16 protein-coding genes are annotated in these 21214 nt (G+C 53.2%); 10 read left to right on the top strand and 6 right to left on the bottom strand.

The features are described 5' to 3' along the window. Positions 1-11: 11 nt before the first annotated feature. Positions 12-938 carry an ABC transporter permease gene (locus ACE41H_RS03765; RefSeq protein WP_375353455.1) on the bottom strand — a complete coding sequence of 309 codons (927 nt, stop codon included), beginning with the start codon at positions 936-938 and terminating at the stop codon, positions 12-14. Between the two features lie 474 nt (positions 939-1412). Between ACE41H_RS03765 and ACE41H_RS03760 the strand changes: the two genes are divergently transcribed. The 3 genes from ACE41H_RS03760 (at position 1413) to ACE41H_RS03750 (ending at position 6728) form a co-directional block, all read left to right on the top strand. Beyond that, a complete protein-coding gene (locus tag ACE41H_RS03760; RefSeq protein WP_375353454.1) occupies positions 1413-3692 on the top strand; it encodes a helix-turn-helix domain-containing protein in 2280 nt (759 codons plus the stop codon). A gap of 130 nt (positions 3693-3822) precedes the next feature. Further along, on the top strand, positions 3823-5346 hold the full coding sequence (locus ACE41H_RS03755; RefSeq protein WP_375353453.1) for an extracellular solute-binding protein: 1524 nt from the start codon (positions 3823-3825) through the stop codon (positions 5344-5346). Between the two features lie 2 nt (positions 5347-5348). Further along, complete coding sequence (locus ACE41H_RS03750) at positions 5349-6728, top strand: alpha-L-fucosidase (protein ID WP_375353452.1); 1380 nt, start codon at positions 5349-5351, stop codon at positions 6726-6728. A gap of 165 nt (positions 6729-6893) precedes the next feature. On the opposite strand, the gene ACE41H_RS03745 is transcribed toward ACE41H_RS03750, so the two are convergent. Both ACE41H_RS03745 and ACE41H_RS03740 read right to left on the bottom strand, forming a co-directional pair. Next, positions 6894-7433 (bottom strand): transcription repressor NadR, encoded by a 540-nt coding sequence (locus tag ACE41H_RS03745; RefSeq protein WP_375353451.1) that lies wholly within the window; start codon positions 7431-7433, stop codon positions 6894-6896. Between the two features lie 25 nt (positions 7434-7458). Beyond that, positions 7459-8595, bottom strand: coding sequence for an IscS subfamily cysteine desulfurase (locus tag ACE41H_RS03740; protein ID WP_375353450.1), 1137 nt, complete (start codon positions 8593-8595; stop codon positions 7459-7461). Positions 8596-8704: 109 nt separating this feature from the next. Between ACE41H_RS03740 and nadB the strand changes: the two genes are divergently transcribed. The 4 genes from nadB to ACE41H_RS03720 all read left to right on the top strand — a co-directional run bounded on the left by nadB (position 8705) and on the right by ACE41H_RS03720 (position 13393). Then, on the top strand, positions 8705-10291 hold the full coding sequence (gene nadB, locus ACE41H_RS03735; RefSeq protein WP_375353449.1) for an L-aspartate oxidase: 1587 nt from the start codon (positions 8705-8707) through the stop codon (positions 10289-10291). Beyond that, entirely contained in the window at positions 10273-11103 is an 831-nt protein-coding gene (gene nadC / locus ACE41H_RS03730) for a carboxylating nicotinate-nucleotide diphosphorylase (protein WP_375353448.1), read from the top strand. Before nadB ends, nadC begins: the two co-directional genes overlap by 19 nt. Positions 11104-11144: 41 nt before the next feature. Continuing rightward, on the top strand, positions 11145-12251 hold the full coding sequence (nadA, locus tag ACE41H_RS03725; protein ID WP_375353447.1) for a quinolinate synthase NadA: 1107 nt from the start codon (positions 11145-11147) through the stop codon (positions 12249-12251). Between the two features lie 113 nt (positions 12252-12364). Further along, positions 12365-13393, top strand: a complete 1029-nt coding sequence (locus ACE41H_RS03720; RefSeq protein ID WP_375353446.1) for an acyltransferase family protein — start codon at positions 12365-12367, stop codon at positions 13391-13393. Positions 13394-13462: 69 nt separating this feature from the next. Here ACE41H_RS03720 and ACE41H_RS03715 read toward each other — a convergent pair whose 3' ends face one another. Then, entirely contained in the window at positions 13463-14533 is a 1071-nt protein-coding gene (locus tag ACE41H_RS03715; RefSeq protein WP_375353445.1) for an anthranilate phosphoribosyltransferase, read from the bottom strand. A 21-nt stretch (positions 14534-14554) separates the two neighbouring features. Next, on the bottom strand, positions 14555-15133 hold the full coding sequence (locus ACE41H_RS03710) for an ANTAR domain-containing response regulator (protein ID WP_375353444.1): 579 nt from the start codon (positions 15131-15133) through the stop codon (positions 14555-14557). 404 nt (positions 15134-15537) lie between these two features. Here ACE41H_RS03710 and nirB point away from each other — a divergent pair, with 404 nt between their 5' ends. The 3 genes from nirB (at position 15538) to ACE41H_RS03695 (ending at position 19454) form a co-directional block, all read left to right on the top strand. Then, a complete protein-coding gene (gene nirB, locus ACE41H_RS03705) occupies positions 15538-17955 on the top strand; it encodes a nitrite reductase large subunit NirB (protein ID WP_375353443.1) in 2418 nt (805 codons plus the stop codon). A gap of 89 nt (positions 17956-18044) precedes the next feature. Then, entirely contained in the window at positions 18045-18389 is a 345-nt protein-coding gene (nirD, locus tag ACE41H_RS03700; protein WP_375353442.1) for a nitrite reductase small subunit NirD, read from the top strand. Positions 18390-18608: 219 nt separating this feature from the next. Then, a complete protein-coding gene (locus ACE41H_RS03695) occupies positions 18609-19454 on the top strand; it encodes an SDR family NAD(P)-dependent oxidoreductase (protein WP_375353441.1) in 846 nt (281 codons plus the stop codon). 175 nt (positions 19455-19629) lie between these two features. Here the strand turns inward: ACE41H_RS03695 and ACE41H_RS03690 are convergent, their stop codons facing one another. Next, positions 19630-20850 (bottom strand): nitrate/nitrite transporter, encoded by a 1221-nt coding sequence (locus ACE41H_RS03690; protein ID WP_375353440.1) that lies wholly within the window; start codon positions 20848-20850, stop codon positions 19630-19632. Positions 20851-21214 lie beyond the last annotated feature (364 nt).

Below are 21214 nucleotides of genomic sequence, written 5' to 3'. Positions count from 1 at the left end.
TTCTGCTTGTGTTAGAACAACGCATGGTCCGGATTTACCTTTTTCACGATTTTGTTGCTGCTCCATACGAGCATAAAGCCGACCACGGACTGGTACAAGCCGACAGCCATCGCCTGCGCCGGGTTGCCGATCGTGCGGAGGGAACGGAACACATACGTGTCAATAACGTCAACGGTCGGATACAGGAGGCCGTTGTCTCTCACGACGGCATAGATCATATCGAAGCTGCCATACATGATTTTGCCGAGCGCCAGCAGGGTCAGAATAGACACGGTCGGCAGCATGAGCGGAATCGTGATGTGCCGGATGAGCTGCCAGCGGGTGGCACCGTCGATCCGTCCTGCTTCGTAATAGCTATCGTCGATGCCCGTAATGGCAGCCAGATAGATGACAAGGTTCATGCCTAGGTCCTTCCAGACCGCGGAGATCGTAAGAATCCAGGTCCAATATTGCGGCGAGGCATACCAGTTGACGGGATCGATATGGAAGAACGCCAGAATCCGGTTCAGGATGCCGTAGTCGGTCGACAGCAGGCTGTAAATGATGTAGCTGACGATGACCCAGGACAAAAAATGCGGGAACAGGATCGTGGATTGGGTCACTCGCGAAAACCAGCGGCTGCGCAGCTCGTTGAACAGAATGGCCAGCGCCATGGCGGCCAGCGTGCCGACGATAATGAACAAGAAGTTGAGCTTCAGCGTATTGAAGGTGACCTCCCACGCCCGGGGCGACGAGAAGAAGAACCTGAAATTGTCAAAGCCGACCCAGTCCGAGTTGAAAAGCCCGGTCTTGAAGTTGAATTTCTGAAACGCAATGAGCATGTACGGGAGCGTGAAGTAGCCGAAGACTAGCGTATAGATGGCAGCCGGTACGATAAGCAGGTACGCGGAACCGTTCGAGCGGATTTCACGCAGAAAGCTGGAGCGGCTTTTTTTCATGGGGGCACATCCTTTCATCAATGATAGGGGCTGCAGGCGTTAGCAGTTCTGTTTTGAGTGTAAAAAGAGTTGCCGTGGCCCGTAAACTATGAAAATGGGGTTTGTACGGATTGGAAGGCGGGAAGGGGGACTTTAAAAAAGGGCGAAAACTTCAAATTTTAGTATTCAGGACAGCGCTACCAGGATGAAAAATGGCGGAAAAATACCGGTTCTATAAGGTTTTTAGCTAGTGGTTCCAATGGTTGGAAGAAAGGCTTCGAAAAATAAGAATGCGTTTTCATATTGATGAATGGCCGCTGCAAATGTAATATGAAATAAAATGCAGATCTGATCCCGGCGTATCCGATGGCGAGATAACGTCGTTAAAATGACATATATATAACATATATATGTCATTTAACGACAGCGATTTTGGTTGAATGCAGATCGAAGCTGATGCTTCAAGATGATGACCAAATGGCAAGGAGGGAGAATATGATCCGGCAGCGATTGTTCCGTTATGCGGTGTACCGCAACATGTTTCTCAGTTTTGTTTTGCTTACGGCAGCCATGATTGCCCTCGTAACTGTCGTCCTGTTCATGATGTTCTCCTGGAGCACCGCGAAAGAGGTAGGGAAAATTTCCGAGTCGATGCTGAAGCAGAACAGCGCTGTGTCCAGCGTGATCCGCGACCAGGTCTATAATGTGGGCAACCTTCTGCTCAGCGACAAGGAGATCGTGGGCGCATTGTTGGACAAAGGGAGTGATCCTGTCAGGCAGTACGGGGTGTTTGGCACCCTTAACCGAATTCAGTCGACCTATCCGTTCATCCATTCGATCGGCATTTATAACGGCTCGAATAACACGTATCTCAACACGAAGGGCATTACCAAAGATCAGGAGAAGGAGCTGCTGGAGGAGATCAACAGCAAGAATACCTCCTACTTCCACCTCTTTCCGCGCCGGATTTCGGCCGCCAATTCTCCAAATCCAACCGAGGACGTTCTCACCTTTGTCCTCCTTCCGAGCTATTATTCGCCGCTCAGCTCCAAAGGCGCCATCGTGATCAACATGAGCACTGTCACCATCCAGGAGCTTATTGGAGGGTACCGGAACGAAACGGCGGATTCCCTGTACGTTATTGACGACAGCGGAACGATCATCACCCATTCGGACCGGGCCCGCTTTATGGAGGACGTCTCGCACGAGTCCTATGTGCAATCCATTCTTTCATCCCCTACAGAGAGTGGCTATTTCACTCGCTCCATTGACGGCCGCAAGAGCGTCGTCACCTACGTCAAGTCCAGAGATATGAACTGGACGTTTATCAGCGTAAGCCAATATCAAAATCTGCTGTTTAACATGCAGGCTTTGCGTACGACCGCCCTGGTTCTCGCTCTGGTCTGTTTCGCCGTCAGCATCTTCCTGTCGATCTGGCTGACACACCATGCGTACAACCCGATCCGCCATCTGCTGGAGAAAATAAGCGCTATTCCGAAAATGAAGGGGAGCCGGCGGCAAATCAATGAATTCGCCATACTGGTTACGACCTACGCGGAAATGACGGAGAGGATGCGGTCGATGGAATCCGAGGCTTCCGTCGCCCGCCAGGCCCATGTGCAGCAGCTGCTGACCGGCGGCGATGAGATGGCATTCCGCCGTCTGGCCGGGGACGGCAGGGGGCCGTATTTCCTGGCCGCTGCCCTGCTCCTCGATAGCCCAGATGGCTTGCCTGGGGGCGAGAATGAGGAAGTACAGTCGTATTCCTGCGCCACCGTCGCCCGGGCGGTACAGCAAATGCTGGAACCGGAGGGAGCAAGCGTGGCCGCGGTCGGTGAAGGCATCGTGGCGATTATCCTGCCCATCAAGCAGAACCGGCTTCCTATTGGTGTAGTCGGCATGCTGGAGGAGCTGCAGGGCGAGATTCTGCGCACGCTGCGCGTGTCTGTCACCGTCGGCATCGGGACGGCCGCACAGACGTACGACGAGCTGCGCGAATCGTTCGATTACGCTCAGTCCTGCTTCCGCCAGCGGTTTTTCGAAGGCAAGGGCAGGCTGTTCCACTGCGACCCGGTAGCCGCCACGGGAAAGGAGCGGTCCGACGCGCAGTATCCGGACAAGCGGGAGAAACGCATCATCGAGGCGATCAAGCTGCAGCAGCGGGATAAGCTGGAGAAAGAAATCGAGCTGTGGATTAAGGAAATGCGGGATTACACATACCACGAAGTGATGTTCTTCATCAATCAGTTCATCGGCGGGTTGTACAAGCAGCTTAATGTCCATACCGTGAAAAACCGGGAGAGCGCGGAGCTCTTCCTTGGCTTCACACGGCGGATTACCCGCTTTCAGACGCTTCAGGAAACGGCGGATGCCTTGAAAGAGCTCGCCCTGCGGCTCTGCAGCCTGTCCGAGGAAGCGGGCGCGGTACGGCATGCCGAGGTCGTGGATTTCATTCAGATGTATGTGCGCAAGCATTACGCACGGCCGGATATGTCGCTTGAGCAAGTGGCGGGCGAGGTCAAGCTGTCCCGCAGCTATGTCGGCAAACTGTTCAAAGCGCACTGCGAGCTGTCGTTCAATGATTACCTGAACGCCGTCCGCCTGGAAAAAGCGAGAGAGCTGCTTGCGAGCACGGAGCAGCCGGTGCAATCGATCAGTGAGCAGGTGGGCATCTTGAATACGACCTATTTCTATACGCTGTTCAAAAAACATTATCAGATATCGCCGGCTCAGTTCCGAAGCCAGCATGCAATGGAGAAGAAAGAAGCGCAGTGATACGCACTTCAAGCGTTTTAAAATGGCGGAATCCATCATTTTGAAGTATGCGCCGTTCTCAATGTCTTCTTAAGATAGAAATCGTACCGCAACCGCAGGACAATACTACTTCAAGTCAGGGGGAACAGGCATGAAAAAAAGGAAAGCGCTAGCGCGATGGTTAACCGCGCTCTTCATCGTTTCCGTGATCACTGGCTGCTCCGGTGCAGGTGATGCCGGGGGAGAGAACGGCTCGGCAAACGGGGAGAACGGCGGCGGGGACAAGCTGCCGGTCCGGTATTTGCTTCCGGGCAACGCACCGCAGGATTTGGACACGGTGGTCAAGGCGATTAACGAAAAGCTTGCGGCTGACGGTCTAAACCTTACGTACGAGCCGACGTACATTGCCTGGGACGCATGGGATCAGAAGACGAACCTCATGATGTCGACGGGGGAAGAATTCGAGCTGATCGCGATCATGCACGATGTGAAAGGACCGACGGTGCTTGCCGGCAACGGCGGGATCATTCCGATCGACGATTTGCTGAATCAGTATGGCAGCGAGTTGAAAAAATCTATGCCGGACTGGATCTGGGAATCTGCGAAAATCAACGGCAAGATCAGCTACGTGCCCAACTTTTGGGCGGATACCGCTTACAATGACGGCATGTTCACCATACGGACGGATCTGCTCGAAAAGAACGGTCTGAAGCCTCCGACATCGCCGGAGGAGCTGCTGGATGCGGCGGAGACGCTACAGAAGAACTGGCCGCAGGAGAACAAGAACGTGTATATCAAAATGTTGGAGGAGCCTGCCTACTTCCTGCATACGACGTACGACACCTATCCGTTTACCGTGGCCGACAACATGATTTACATTGACCAGCAGGGGAATGTGAAGTCCTGGCTTGAAACCGGGGAGTTCAAAAAAGATGTGCAGTACATGAACGAGGCCTATCAGCGCGGGTTGATCATGAGCGATTTGCTGACGACGCCGACGGAAGTCATCAACCAGGAGGAACTGGCCGGACGTTATCTGTACCGTCCGGGGGATGTCGGCTTAAGCGACGCTATTATGCAGACGTTCCCGGACGCCAAGCTGGACATTTACTATTTGGCTGAGCAGCCGAAGTTCAGAGCCTATGCGATCCGGAATTCCAACGGGGTATCTGCTACCTCTCCGCATCCGGAAGCTGCCATTCAATTTTTGAATTGGGTGTACAGCAGCCAGGAGAACATGGATCTCGTGCAGAACGGCGTGAAGGATGTGCATTGGGAGGATACCGGCAAGAACACCAAAGACTATCTCGCCAAGAACGAGAACGGCTCCCCGGCTTATGAGCTGCCGTACTGGCTGCTCGGCCATGTCGAGATGAACCGGTATCCGACGAACATCGACCCGGCACGGCTGGAGCGCCGCACGACGGTTGCCGACGATGCCGTGAACAGCATTGCGATCGGCTTCACCTTTGACCCGACAAACGTCGCTTCCCAATACGCCAACTGCATCGCCGAGTTGAAGACAAGCGTCTATCCGGTCATGCAAGGTGTCGTGAAATACGAGGACGGCTATGATAACATGCTCGCCGCCATGAAAGCAGCCGGTCTCGACGAGGTTGTGGCGGAATATAAACGGCAATTCGATGAGTGGAGAGCCGGTCAAGGAGGACATTGAAAATGACCATTCAGGAGCCATTTCCAGCCATTCGGGAAGGCTGGAAATGGTTTGGGGAAAGCCGATACGGCATGTTCATTCATTTTGGGCCATATGCCCAATACGGGCGCGGCGAACAGGTGCTGTTCCGGGAGCGTTTGGACCAGTCCGAATATGCGAGCAAGGCCTGCAAGTGGAACCCGGAGTTTTTTGACGCCGAGCTGTGGGCTTACACGGCCCGCAAGGCGGGCATGAAATATGCTTGCTTAACGACACGGCATCATGATGGATATTGCTTATGGGATACGGCCACGACGGACTACTCGAGCGCGAAGCAGGCGCCCGGCAGGGATCTGGTGCGGGAGTTCACCGACGCGTTCCGGGCTGAGGGTCTTCGGGTCGGCTTATATTATTCCTGGATCGATTGGCGAATTCCGGCTTATTTCGACGGCCCGGAAAAGGATCCGCAAGGCTGGGAGGACATAAAGCGGTACTTGCACGCCCAGGTGGAGGAATTGGTCACGAAATACGGGCGCATCGACCATTTCTTTTTTGACGGTGTGTGGCCGAGAACTGCCGAAGACCTGGACAGCATGAAGCTGGTCGAGCGGATGAAGTCGATTCAGCCGGATATTCTGGTCAACAATCGTCTCGGGCTGGCCGAGGAGGAGAAGCTGCATGCGGACGGAGGCGGCGGATCGGGAGATTCCGAGGTGCTTGGCGACTTTGGTTCGCCGGAGCATGTCATCGTTCCGGACCGGAAACGGCTCTGGGAATCTAGCCAGGTGACGACATGGCGGCTGTGGGGGTATACGAACGGTGAACGATGGCGTCCGGCCGACGTCCTGCTCGACATGCTGTGCGAGTGCGCTGAAAAAGGCGGCAGGGCAGGCGGGAATCTGCTGCTTAACGTCGGGCCGCAGCCGGACGGACTTCTGCCGCCGGTATTCGTGGAACGAGCGCTCAAGATCGGACAATGGCTGGAGGTTCACGGTGAGGCGATCTACGGCTCGGACGGCGGCAACCTGACCGAGTTCATCACGTATGGACGGCAGACGATGAAAGGCAATCATCTGTATCTCATTATCCGGTTCTGGGATGGAAGGCCTGGACTGCGGTTGGCGGATCTCGTTACGCCCGTGACCCGTGTGACACTGCTGACGACGGGACAGGAGCTCATGTTTCGGCAGGACGGCGACGTGCTCTGGATCGAGGGGCTGCCGCGGGAACGTCCGACCGAATTGTTCCCGGTGATCCGGATCAAATGCGAGAGCCGTCCGGAGACAAATCAATGGGGGCGCGAGCGTCTCTGGACGGGTGATCCTTCCCGGATAGCCGATTGGGCAAGGACGCGCGGGACATCCGTCTATGTCGACGGTCAGCCGAGACCCGGCAAGGAGTAGCCGATGAGAACCATACCGGCCAAGTAAGCAGGAGAACACGAAGTAGACGAAAAAATAACCGGACTGGGCCAGGATAATTCTCTGATCCAGTCCGGTATTGATTTACAAGAAAGCTGCTTATGGGACAGCTATCCGTTGAAGGCGGAACGCGGTGTCCATTTTTTGTTAGTCTGTTAGCAGAAAACCGGCACGTTCCAGGGCCTGGACTGCCTGTTCAATTCGTTCCTGATCCGGTGCAGTCAGCGTATGAAGATGAATGCCGCCGGTCAGCTCCGACAAATACGATGCGTTCGTGGAAGTGATGCGCAGAATGAATTCATGAACGTCCTGGCGGGTGGAAGCGAGAATGGGAGCTGTAATCTCACCGTAAACCGGGTGCTCGACAATGACGTCCTTTACCGTGACTCCGTAATCCACAATAAGCTGCAACTCCTCCTCAGTCCGCTCGGGGCCGTGCTGCACAGCGACAATCCGTTCAACAGGCCTGTCCGCCGCCTCCGGCTTAGCCAGATACATATAACCCTGACTTGTCGCCATAATCGGTTCATTCCTGGCCTTAAGCAGCGTGATGTCCTGCACAATAACTTGGCGCGACACGGATGCCCTCCGGGCCAGCTCGCTGCCTGTCAGCGGGGAATGCTGCTTCAGCCATTGCAGCAGCTTCTCTCTTCGCTCCGTACCGTTTAGCTTCATTTCTCCGTTCATCTATTTTAATTCCTCCTTTAACAGGCTACAGCTTGCTGATCGCCGTTTGATGCAGGGTGTTCAGGAGTGTGTCAATTTCCTGCAGGGTCGTATGCTGCCCGAACGAGATGCGTATGAAACGCAAAGCCTCCTGGTCCGATGCCCCCAAAGCCTTGACGGAAGGGGAGGGCTCCTGCTGTCCTGCGGCGCATGCGCTTCCGGTGGATATGCATATTCCGTTGCGGTTGCATTCTAACATTATATACTGCCCTTCGGCTTTCAGAAAATAGCAGCCTGCAATGTGAGGCAGCACCTGCGCGCGGGCTTCATCTACAACAGGCTTCAGTGGAATGCCAAGCCGCTGCCCTTCCATGAAAAGATGTGATTTTAATTTCCGGAAATGCTGCGCAAGCTCTGTCATTTGCCCGGTCATAGCAGCAGCGGCTGTTACAAAGGCGCCGATGCCCGGAACGTTGACCGTGCCCGGCCTGAAGCCTTTTTCGTGCGTGGTTCCGGGGTAGAGGGGCTTCCATTCGACTCCAGGACGAATATATACCGCGCCTACACCTTTCGGGCCGTAAACCTTGTGGCTGGACACTGTAAGCACATCAAAGCCCAGTTCATCCGCATGAACAGGTATTTTGCCAAAGGTTTGAACCGCATCGGTATGAAGGAGGATATTGCGCTTTTTTAGAATCGGTGACAGCTCCTGCAGGTCCTGAATGATGCCGGTTTCCGAATTGGCGTGCTGTATGGAGACGAGCCCTGTGTCTTCCCTTACATGGCTGAGCAGAAGTTCAGGGGTGATCCGTCCACTGCTGTCCGGCTGCATGACGGAAATACCCCATCCCTGACTCTGCAGCAAAAATACCAGATTGCGGATCGATGAATGCTCCACTGAGGTGGTAACAAAATGCCGTCGTGCTGCGGGCAACCCGTTTAATACGGATTGCAGGGCAAGTATATTCGATTCCGTGCCCCCGCTTGTAAAATAAATTCCATCCTCATGCCCATGAATCAGGCCGGCAAGCTGTCTGCGGCAATATTTAAGGATATGCTCGGCTTTGCCCCCTGCGTCGTGCAGGCTGCTGGCATTTCCGTAGACTTCTTGATTCAGTTCATGAAACACCTGCATGGCTTCATCGCTCATCGGGGCCGATGCGGCATAGTCGAGATAGATCATGTCATCTCTCCTCAATATGGAAGTTAAATGTGAAATAAAAGCCTTGAGTTTATTGTAGGGATGTGTAAATATATGTGTCAAGACACATGTAACGACAAGGGGTGTTTTTATGTCTTCACCATCGGTAATTGTGATTGGCGGCGGAGCTGCAGCCCTGTCCCTGGCTGCAGCAATGCCCGAAGATATACAGATAACGCTGCTTACCAAGAGCACGACGGGTCGAAGCAATTCCATGCTGGCACAGGGAGGCATTGCCTCCTTCCATCAAACGGGAGATTCTGCGGCTGAACATCTGGCCGATACGCTCGCTGCCGGGGGTGGACACAATGACGTTAATATGGCTGCCGGTATCATTAAGGATGGCAAACGCATGATTGAACGGCTGCTAGAGCAGCATTTTCCTTTTGACCTTGATGAGCATGGAGAACCGCAGCTTGGTCGGGAAGGGGGACATCACAGGAACCGGATCTTTCATGCAGGCGGGGATGCGACAGGTAAAATGCTGGTGCAGCATCTGGCGGGGCGTCTGCAAGAGAATGTCAGCGTAATGGAGCAGGTCACGGTGTATGAGCTGCTGCTGGAACAGGGCAGATGCACCGGAGTGCTTGCCAGCCATGAGGAAACGGGGTTATTCGAGATGAGGGCGGATGCAGTTATCATTGCAGCCGGAGGCTGCGGCAGCCTGTTCAGCCGCCATACCAATGATACGACCTTGACGGGCGACGGCCTCATGATGGCCTATGCGGCAGGCGCTGAGCTTACAGATTTGGAATTCATTCAATTTCATCCGACCCTGCTCGTTCATGAGGAGGTTTGCTACGGGCTTGTTTCCGAGGCGGTACGCGGTGAGGGCGGGGTGATCCGGGACGAAAACGGCAGACGCATCATGAGCGGGCGCCATGCAATGGGCGACCTTGCCCCGCGCGATGTGGTAGCCCGGGTGATGCATGAGGAAATCCGGAGCGGGCATTCACTGTATATCGATATCAGCGGTTGCAGCCATTTTGCAGAACGTTTCCCGACGATATCAAGCCTGTGTGAGACTGCGGGAGTGGATATCCACGAGGGCCGCATCCCGGTTGCTCCGGGTATGCATTTTCTGATGGGAGGTATCCGTGTAAACGAATGGGGCGAGAGCACAGTCCCAGGCTTGTATGCGATAGGCGAGGCCGCCTGCACAGGTCTGCACGGAGCCAACCGGCTAGCCAGCAACTCGCTGCTGGAAGCATTGGTCATGGGCAACCGGGCGGCACAGCGGATTGCACAGGTTGTGCCTGCCCGGATAACGGACGAGAGCACGCATAGCCTTTCGGCACAGGAAAGGGACGGCTGTTATGAAGTCCCCCACATCACCCTTGAAGAGCTTCAGTGGCACATGAGTAAATCTGTTTCCATCCAAAGGAGCGGGGAAGAGCTTCAAGCCCTGTACCGCTGGCTGCATGAAGTGCAGACCGACCCCATTCATGTGCAAAAGATCACAAAAGAGCAGCTCGAACGCCTTCATCTATGGCAGCTCGCCAAGCTCGTTACAGCCTCTGCATTGCTGCGTGAAGAAAGCAGGGGCGCTCATTATCGGACCGATTTTCCGGCAAGAGATGATGCGGGCTGGAAAGGGAAACAAATCATTCATAGCAGGGACGGCATACAAATCCGGGAGAATGAAGGGATTGCTCAAACATGGAACGTTTACAGCTGAAACGCATGCTGGAGGATTTTTTCACCGAGGATATCGGGAACGGCGATCTGACGTCTTCCCTGATCTTCGAGGATCAAGTCTGTGAAGCCATTATTCACAGCAAGGGCAGCGGTATCTTTGCAGGCAGCGATATGATCCGGGAAGGCTTTGCGCTGCTCAATGCGGACATCGAGGTGGAAATGTGCAGGAGAGACGGGGATGCACTCGCTCCCGGCACCGTTATTGCCGAATTAAAGGGTAGCGCGGCATCACTTCTGACGGGAGAAAGGGTCGTGCTGAATCTCATTCAGCGCATGTCAGGCATTGCGACGCTAACAAGGGAGTGCGTCACCCGGCTCAATGATTCAAGCATCCGGCTGTGTGACACCCGAAAGACCACCCCGGGCTTGAGAATGCTTGAAAAGTACGCCGTCCGCATTGGCGGCGGTCATAACCACCGCTTCGGACTTTATGACGGCATCATGATTAAGGATAACCATATCGCCGCCTGCGGCTCCATCCGGGAAGCTGTTGCCAAAGTCCGTGGCGCCGCAGGGCATATGGTCAAGATCGAGGTGGAAATCGAGGATGAAGGGCAGCTTCGGGAGGCGATCGAGGCAGGCGCGGATGTCATCATGTTTGATAACTGCCCGCCGGATACGGTCTGCAAATTCGCCGCACTGACCCCGCCGCATATCGTGACAGAGGCTTCGGGCGGCATTACCCCGGATAGTCTGCCTTTGTTCCGGGGGACGGGAGTGAACTGCATTTCGCTCGGATTTTTGACCCATTCGGTGCAAAGCCTTGATATCAGTATGGATGTAAAAATATAACAGGTGTGATTATAAAAATATGGGAGAGGAATGGTTGAACAATGTCTATTCTGGAAGCGTTGAACGGGCAGCACGGAATGATGCCTGAGCATTACAAGCAGATGACGACAGCCGAAATGGAGCAGCGTGTTGCCGTGCTGAAAGAAAAGTTCGGCAAAAGGCTGCTCATTCCAGGCCACCATTATCAGAAGGACGAGGTCATTCAATTCGCCGATATAACTGGCGATTCACTGCAACTGGCACAGCAGTCTGCGCTGAATACGGAGGCTGAATATATCGTATTTTGCGGAGTTCATTTTATGGCGGAAACGGCCGACATGCTGACCTCGGAAGGGCAGACGGTCATCCTTCCCGACATGCGTGCAGGCTGCTCCATGGCGGATATGGCCGATATCATGCAGACGGAGAGGGCGTGGCAGGAGCTGCAGGCCTTGTTCGGAGACACGATACTGCCTTTGACCTATGTGAATTCCACCGCTGAGATCAAGGCTTTTGTCGGGAGAAACGGCGGAGCAACCGTGACGTCTTCCAATGCCAGCAAAATAGTGGATTGGGCCCTTAAGCAGAAACAGCGGATCCTCTTCCTGCCGGACCAGCACTTGGGACGGAATACCGCTTATGATTTGGGCGTGCCCTTGGAGCAGATGGCAGTATGGGACCCACATGAGAACAGGCTGCTGACAGAACAGGACCCTGAAACTATCAAAGTTATTTTATGGAAAGGGCACTGCTCAGTTCATGAGAAATTTACCGTGGAAAACGTCCTTCGGCAGAGAGAGCTCGACCCTGAGGTCCGCATCATCGTGCACCCGGAATGTTCGCATGAAGTGGTGCAGCTGGCGGATAGCGCAGGCTCGACCAAATTTATCATCGAGACGATCCGCAATGCGGCGCCAGGCACCAAATGGGCGGTAGGCACAGAGATGAATCTTGTGCAAAGAATTATCCGCGAGCACCCTGAACAGCACATCGTTTCTCTTAATCCCGACATGTGTCCGTGCCTGACCATGAACCGTATTGATCTTCCTCATCTCCTGTGGTCGCTTGAGTCCATTGACCAGAGGGAACCGGCAGGAATTGTAAAAGTGCCGTCCCATATCCAGCGCGAAGCAGTGCTGGCTTTGGACAAAATGCTCCATATTGTATAACATGTAAGGATACAGACCTGAGCCACCAGTTCAGGCTGTATCCTTTTATTTCGTACAAAAGCGTTCATTGCCGGGCAAAACGGGTATTAAGACAGCAATGAAGGAGTGAGCGCATGGCAGCAAGAGACTATTATTTCGATAATGTAAAATTTGTACTGATTGCACTCGTCGTCACCGGACATTTGATTGAGCCGCTTGGCACCGAGCCTTTTTTGCGGCCGCTGTATTTGTTTATTTACGCTTTTCATATCCCGCTGTTTGTTCTGATATCAGGCTATTTCTGCAAAAACCTGAGCAGCGGCGAATATACCAATAAGGTGATCAGCAGGCTGGTTGTTCCTTATGTTATTTTCGAAACGTTGTATTCTTTGTTTGATTATTACGTGCTCGGTGAACAGACGCTGAAGTTTTCTTACTTTACGCCATATTGGCTGATGTGGTTTTTGTTCAGCATGATCCTGTGGAAGGTGGCATTGCCTTATGCTGTCAAAATCCGCTATGCGCTGCCCATATCCATTATGGTGGCCATCCTGGCCGGTTATGCGAATGATGCTCAGTATTATGCAAGCGTTTCGCGCACCCTGGTTTTCTTTCCGTTTTTTCTCGCCGGTTATTATTTGAAAAGGGAGCATATTTCCCGTCTGCGGACCCCGCTAATACGATGTATAGCGGTTATCATCGTTTTGACTGCCGCAGTGGCAATGATTTTGTACGGAAACGGTTTGGAGGAAAAATGGTTTTACGGCAGCGTTCCTTATGAAGCTATGGGACACCCGGAATGGAGTGCAGGCCTGTACCGGGCGGCTGTTTATACCGGGGCGGTTTTGCTTGGCGGAGCAGTGCTGGTGCTTGTGCCGGAAAACAGGATTCCGCTGATTACCGCCGGGGGAAGAAATACGCTCTATGTATACCTGCTGCACGGATTCATCATCAAGTTATTGGCAAAGGCCAGCGGTTTTTATGCGTTGTTTCGCTATCCGGCACTGCAGCTGCTTCTTCCGGTGGCCGGCATCCTGTTGACGGTACTGCTGTCCGGCGGCGGCCTCCGTCACTTGTTTAAAGGGCTGGTGGAGCCGCGGCTGAACAGATTGTTTAAAAAGCCGCTAAGCAACCGGAGTCAAAGCCGAACGATGAGCAGATAGGTTTTTATAGATAAAGGGAGTGTCCCAGGTTAATGATTTTTGGGACACTCCTCTCTTTTTGCCATGCCCCTAGCTGAGCAAACGTGTCGTGGCGGAGGGAGCGGCAGCCATTTGGCCATCAAGCATTGCCGTTTTCCACCGTTTATAGCTGTCCAGGGCAGCTCCGCTTTCGAGCGCGGCTTTACAGGTGTAAATCCCTTCCTCGATCGATTGCACACGTTCTCCGATATAAAGCCGCACCGCACTGTTCAGCAGCACCTGATTCGTAAACGCCATATGGCCGGTGCCGTTTAACACCTGCTCCGTCACCTCGATCTGGAGGGCCGGTGTCCAGGCCAGCTCGGGCGGGACACTTTCCAGGCCGAACATCTCGGGATCGATCAGTTCGAGCCGGGCCTCTCCATTTTCCACAAAATAAGTCCGCGTCGGGCGTTCGATGAACAGGTCCTCGGAGCCCTCACAGCCCTGGACGATGACCGCTTTACGGTAGCCGAGCTTGACGAGCAGCTTGGCGGTTCTTTCAAAGACGGTGTTGTGGAAAACCCCGAATGCAAGATAAGGCGAGCAGCTGTAATCAATCAGCTTCTCCGCCGTATTCAGCACGGTTCGCAGCCCCAGCTCTTCCCGGAGCGGACGCAGCCTGCCAAGAGGCGGACATTCCTGCTCGGCGGAGACGAACATCACCCCTGTGAGAGCCGCAGCTGCCGCGGCTTGGCGGCGCGGGACGCGGGCGCCGTCGATCCCCATCGCCCCAAGCAGCATCGGAATTGTAATTCCCCGCTTCGGCGGCAGTGGCTCGGTGCCATGCAGCATGACGGGCAGACCGCAGGACGCCACAATAAAGGCGGAGGCAAAAGTAGCCATAAACGTCGAGGTCCGTCCGTCATACGGACCTGCGAAATCGATGCCTTCGCTGCTGCCCGAACGGTTCGCAAAGCTGCGGCATACGTCCACGAACGCTTTGAGCTCGTCTACGTTTTCAATCTTGATCCGTTCGGCGGTAAGAAAGGCGCCAATCTGGGCCGGGGTTGCCGTTTGTGTGAGGATAAGCCGGGCGGCGGCGGCGGCCTCCTCATAGGTCAGATCCCGGGCTCCGCGCTTGCCGCGTCCGACTTCCTTCAGTAATTCAACCATATTCATATCCAATCTCCCCCTTTTGCGCTATGCCTTCAGCATTTGATGAGCCTTCACGATGGAAACGGCAACGTCCACGATTCTTTTCCGCTCGTTCATAGCTTTCTTGCGCAGCAGCTCGTAGGCTTCAGCTTCGGGAATGCCGTTGACCTCGCCCAGAATGCCCTTGGCCATATCAATCCATTTGCGTTCCTCCAGCCGGGCCTTTAACTGGTCACGCTCGCTCTTCCACTGCTTGCGTTCGAAAAAACGCTTGGCGCCAAAATGAAGCGCCCAGTTCAGCTCATGCTCCTTCATGCCGGGAGTCAGGATTCCGTCTATGGACACGTCAACCTCACAATCTTCCGTTGAGGAGAGGGCCGCGTCCGCACTGCACCACCAAAAAAGCGGCATCTCCTTATTCTCTGTCAACTCCACGCCCCACATCTGGATCGACGCGACAGGCAGATGCAAAATAGCGGCATCGACATCCTGAAGCTTCTGGCCGGCTGAAGCTTTGTCACGGACCAGGAAAACCTGATAACCGTAAGCTTCCAGGACGGCCTCCGGATTCGCGCTGCTCGGGCGTTCTCTTTTCTGAACATCAATGACCAAAAATGAACGCATGAAGAGGCTCCCCCTCCTGTAAATGACTTAGGTCCACATACTTCTATGAGTAAAAGATAAATGAAGGCAGAAAATCTGACACATCCTTTTGCTTATTTTGCTGTCTTTTGCATGAAAAAGCAATCGTATTTTTTGAAATGTGATAAATGATACCCGAAAAAAAGCGTGTGTATCGTAAACTATATTATTTGACTATTTTTACGTCAATAATATTGACATGAATACTGAATACGTATATATTGAAACCAATAATTTAAAATTTATGAAGTCGGATACAATGGCGTATCCATAACAAGCGGCAACGAAGCCCATTTTCACCTGTGAACAAATGTTTCAGGGGGAAGTGGGCTTTTTTGGTTTTTAAGAAGATGGTTGAGATGTGATTTGCGGAGGGGAGACGCGTTATGGAGAATAAAAAGAAGCTCGTAATGATCGGTAACGGAATGGCAGGGGTAAGAACGTTAGAGCATGTGCTGAAGGTGGCCCCCGGGCTCTATGATATTACGATTTTTGGCGCAGAGCCTTATCCCAACTATAACCGCATTATGCTTTCTTCCGTGCTTGCGGGGGGCACCGGTCTGGAGGATATCGTCATCAATGATTGGAACTGGTACGAGGAAAATGGCGTCCAGTTGTATGCCGGAGACCCTGTAATCGGAATCGATACGAAACGCAAGAAAGTAAAATCCGTCTCCGGCCGTGAAGTGGCCTACGACGTTCTGCTGCTGGCAATGGGCTCGAAGGCCTTTATCCTGCCTCTGCCAGGAGCTGATAAGGAGGGCGTGATCGGCTTCCGTGACATCAAGGACTGCCATACGATGATGGATGCGGCGGGAAAATACCGTAAGGCGGCCGTCATCGGCGGCGGACTGCTGGGCCTGGAAGCGGCAAGAGGGCTGCTGAACCTCGGTATGGAGGTCACGGTCATTCATAACAGCCAATATTTGATGAACCGTCAGCTTGATCCGGCGTCTTCCCTTATGCTGCAGCGTGAGCTGGAACGGCAGGGAATGACCTTCCGGCTGGGGTGCCAGACGGCGGCGATTGAAGGACATAAGCGGGCGGAACGCCTGGTATTCAGGGATGGCAGCTCCGAGCAGGCTGACCTGGTTGTGATGGCTGTCGGCATTCAGCCAGAAATCATGCTGGCGAAGGAAGCAGGCATCGGTACCGGACGAGGAATCCTCGTGAACGACTTTATGGAAACGAATGTGCCTGATATTTACGCTGTCGGGGAATGTGCAGAGCACCGGGGAATCACCTATGGGCTGGTGGCTCCGCTGTATGAGCAGGGCACTGTGCTTGCGAAGCGGCTGGCGGGAATTGAAACACCGGGTTATGAAGGCTCGGTCACTTCCGCCAAGCTGAAGGTTTCCGGTGTGGATGTATTCTCCGCCGGGCTGTTCGAGGATGCTCCGGGTCTGCGCGCTTTGCGCTATCAGGATGAGATTGACGAAGTGTATAAAAAAATCGTGCTCAAGGATGACAAACTGGTCGGAGCCGTATTGTTCGGGGATACGACCGATGGAGCTTCTTTATTTTCATTGATTAAATCCGGAGAATCCGTAGCAGGCAGGGAAAAAGAGCTGCTGCTCGGCTTCCCGGCCGGTAAAGCTGAAGCTTCCGGGCTGGCCAGATTCGAGCAAATGCCGGACGATGAGATTGTGTGCGGCTGCAACGGGGTCACCAAGCAGATGATCGGTGAAGCGGTAGCCGGCGGATGCCGGACAGTGGGAGAGATCAAGGCTTGCACGAAGGCTTCGGCATCCTGCGGCGGCTGCAAGCCGCTCGTGGAAGGATTGCTCCAGTTCTATGCGGGGGATGAAGCGGGAGAAGGCGTGAAGGAAGGCATCTGTTCATGCACCAAGCTGAGCCGTGAAGAAATCATCAGCGGTATCAAAGAAATGGGCCTGAGCACAGTGAAAGAGGTTATGAATGTACTGGGCTGGGATGAGCCTGGGGGCTGCTCCAAATGCCGACCTGCGCTGAATTATTATCTGGGCATGATTTCGCCCGCCACTTATAAAGACGAGAAAGAGTCCCGCATCACCAATGAGCGTTATCACGCCAACATTCAGAAGGACGGCACGTATTCGGTTGTGCCCCGTATTTATGGCGGTGTAACCTCTCCGGCCGAGCTGAAGAAAATTGTTGACGTGGCGGAGAAATACAACGTGCCTCTAGTCAAATTCACAGGCGGACAACGGCTTGACCTGCTGGGAGTGAAGAAAGAGGATCTGCCGGGAATGTGGGCGGATCTCGATATGCCGTCAGGGCATGCTTATGGCAAAACGCTGCGCACAGTGAAAACCTGTGTCGGCAATACCTTCTGCCGTTTCGGGACACAGGATGCAATGGGCATGGGCATCAAGCTTGAGCAGGCGTTTGAGCGTCTGAATGCGCCAGCGAAGGTCAAGCTTGCCGTCTCCGGATGTCCGCGAAATTGTGCCGAAGCGACGATCAAGGATCTGGGTGTCGTAGCCATTGACGGAGCCTGGGAGCTCTATGTCGGCGGCAACGGAGGCATCAAGGTCAGAGCAGCCGAACTGCTGTGTACCGTTAAAACGGAGGACGAGGTTATTGAATGGACAGCTGCTTATTTACAGTATTACCGTGAGCAGGCGAGCTGGAATGAGCGCACGGCGCACTGGGTGGAAAGGGTAGGCCTGGAGTCGATCAAAGCAGCGCTGGCGGACGTGGAAGAACGGAAGGCGCTGGTGGAAAGAATTACGGAAACACTCAGTTATACGACCGATCCGTGGAAGGAAATTATCGAGAATCCCGAGCTGCGCAAAAACTTCGAGCCGCTGGGCAGCCTGTAAACGGTACATGAGCGTATGCTTTCGAAGTAGTTTTGTACGAAGGGATATCAACGCAGTAACGCTTACAAAACTTTAAGGGGGAAGCATACATGGAGGAGAAAATCCGGGTAGCGAGTGTAGAGGAAATCGACCTCAGGGGCGCAAGAACGTTCCGGGTGGGGGAAATAGAAATCGCTGTATTCCGTTTGGACGACGGCAGCATTCAAGCATTGGAAAACCGTTGTCCGCATAAAGGAGGAAAGTTGTCGGAGGGCATGGTATGTGGTACGAAGGTGCACTGTCCGCTGCATGACTGGAAAATCGATCTGGCAAACGGGCTTGTCCAGGCCCCGGATGAAGGTTGTGTAACCACGTTCCGGACCGAAACAGACGACAGCGGCAGCGTGTATGTGATATTGGAGAAAGAAGAGCTGAAGTCTGCTTCAGGAACCTGATCAGCGGAGGTTGGCTTGAAGAAGTGATGAGGGGGGGACAGGTCGCTGAACGGGGGCGTCCATATCGCAGCCTTATATTTTTCGGTTTTGGTCCAATAACGACAAATTATTGTCGCTGTTGGATCTTTTTCGCATTTTATTATCGCTTGACTTGGTGTAAACACCAGGTTGTAGCATGAAGGTGCTCAGATCAAACTGACAGACAGGAGAGATTAGATAATGAAACATCATCATAATAAAGTTGCTCTTATAACAGGTTCCAATTCTGGCGTAGGATTCGAGCTGGCCAAGAAAATGTTGTCCGAAGGCTGGCAGATCATCGCACTGAGCCGTTCCAATTTTCCGGCTGATGAAGTGATTCAAACGGCTCAAAAGTCGAATCAGCTGAGAATTTATAAAGGGGATCTGGCTGATTTTTCAAGTCTCAGGAGAGCACTGGATCAGATTAAGAAGAGCGAGGACCATATTGATCTGCTTTTCAATAATGCCGGCGTGTCATTCGGAGAATTCCAGTACTCGATACAAGGGCGCGAGACGCATTTTGAGGTCAATACAGTGGTACCCTACATTATTTTCATGGAGCTGAGAGAGCTTTTGTTAAAGGGGGAACTGAAAACCGTTATCAACACTTCATCCAACGCCCTGCTGATGGTCAAACAGTTCGATTACAATACATTAGACAAGCCTGTCGGATTCAAAAAACTTCTGGGTCCGTACGCCGCCACCAAATTGGCCCTTTCACTATGGACCCAGCAAATCGCCCCTGCACAATTGACGGAGGAAATCCGTATTCGCAGCGTTTGCCCCGGCCCTAGCAAGACCAAGATGTCCAAGGGTGCAGGGATGCCAGGCTTCATGATTCCGATTGCCAACCTGTTCTTCTCCCATCCGAGTGCAGGAGCGGCCCGTTTATATGACGCTGCATTGGGTCATCATAAAGACGCTACGGGCATTTTTCTTAATAAAGGTAAAGCGACGCCCTTCAAGTTCAAGGACCAGAGCGCGAATGTTCTGGATAAAGTAGACAGAATCTATAAGCAGGAATTTGTATGTGCAAATATGTAATGAGTGTTAAATTAACCGCCAAGTGAAGCAAACGAATATATCGTTGGAGGGGAACGATTCCCGTCACAAAAACAATCGCCTTACCCATGTAAAGGGTAGGGCGATTGTTTTATTTAACGCTGGTTAAGGTACGTCGATAGCCGTTTTTCTTATAACATTAGCACGGGCGGGCGTTTCAAGAAACCGCCTTGCCTGCACTTGCCGTAGAGACGCGCAACCAGGTATTTTTCCATTTCATGTGCATGACGATAATCAGAGTGAGCGCTGCAGCCACGATCAGGCTCACTGTGATAAAGCCGGGAGCATACGAGCCGGTCGTTTTATACAGATTGCCGAGAATGAGCGGCAGGGCGTAACCGCCAACCCCGCCAGCGGCGCCGACGATACCGGTCATCAGGCCAATCTCATTGCCGAAACGCTGTGGCACGAGCTGGAACACGGCACCATTGCCTGCACCGAGGCACATCATACCGGCGAACAGAAGTACGATCACGACCGGCAGCGGCGGCAGCAGGGCCACACAAGCCAGCATGATTCCTGCACCTGCATAAAGGAAAGTCAGCATGCGGGCTCCGCCGATTTTATCGGACAAAAAGCCGCCGACAGGCCGGAAGAAGCTGCCTGCAATTACACAAATCGTTGTAATATCCGCCGCCTGCACAGCAGCAAGTCCATACTGGCTGTTGAAAAAGATCGTAAGGTAGTTGGCGAGTCCAACAAAACCGCCGAAGGTTACACAATACAGTCCACAGAACACCCAGGCGTCCTTTTGGCTGAGAATACCTGCGTAGGCTGACAGCTTTTTGGGCTCTGGACGGTTCGGGCTGTTGCGGGCAAACAGAGTGAATATGACAAATACGATGGCGATGGGAATAATAGCGAGTCCAAATACGATTTCCCAGCTTCCAAAATGCTGTGCCAGACGATTGGCGAACAAGGTGGCCAGCACAGTGCCGCTGTTGCCCGCCCCGGCAATGCCCATGGCCAGCCCTTGATGTTCTTTCGGGTACCATTGACCTGCAAGTGGCAAGGCGGCTGCGAAGGATGCCCCCGCCACGCCGAGCAGCAGCGCTACAACGTAAAGCTGATCCAGGGAATCGACCCACAGCCAGCCCAGCAGCAGCGGAAGCAGCGTCATCAGCATGCCGATCTGTCCTGTCAGCTTTGGCCCGATATAATCGGATAAAAAGCCGAACAGCAGTCTCAGAATTGAGCCTCCGAGCACCGGAAGGGCGACCAACTGTGCCTTCTGCACGGGGTCCATGGGGATATCCGCCGCGATGACAACGGCCAGCGGGCCGATCATGCCCCAGATCATAAAGCTGATGTCAAAATAGAGGAATGCTCCCAGCAGGGTGGGCTTATGCCCGGATTGCAAAAAACTTTTCTTCTCCATCCTTCATCTCTCTCCCTTTTGTTTTTCTCCTTTTTGTCTAGGTGAATCCAAAAGAGGCCGCAATTCGTCCGTGGAAGAACGATTTGCGGCCTCTTTGCCGTAGCGTTGAACACGTCATTGTGCCCCCCGCTGATGATTTGTTTTCACAGCATTGTGAATTTGATTTGATTCAAATTATAAAAAGCAGAAAAACAAATGTCAATATAGATAACACAAAAATTTGATCTATTAAAAACCTAGCTTGTTTCCATTAAAATGTGTCATTTTTATTGACATTAATCCTTTCATCGAATACCCTATTTTTATGAACTGTCACAATGGAGTGACGGTATACCCGGCAATGGAGCCCTTTTCTATTTACATT

The sequence above is a fragment of the Paenibacillus enshidis genome, assembly GCF_042136365.1.
Taxonomy (GTDB): Bacteria; Bacillota; Bacilli; order Paenibacillales; family Paenibacillaceae; genus Paenibacillus; species Paenibacillus enshidis.
The sequence above is the reverse complement of the archived record's forward strand: the minus strand, read 5'-3'. Positions and strand labels throughout refer to the sequence as shown.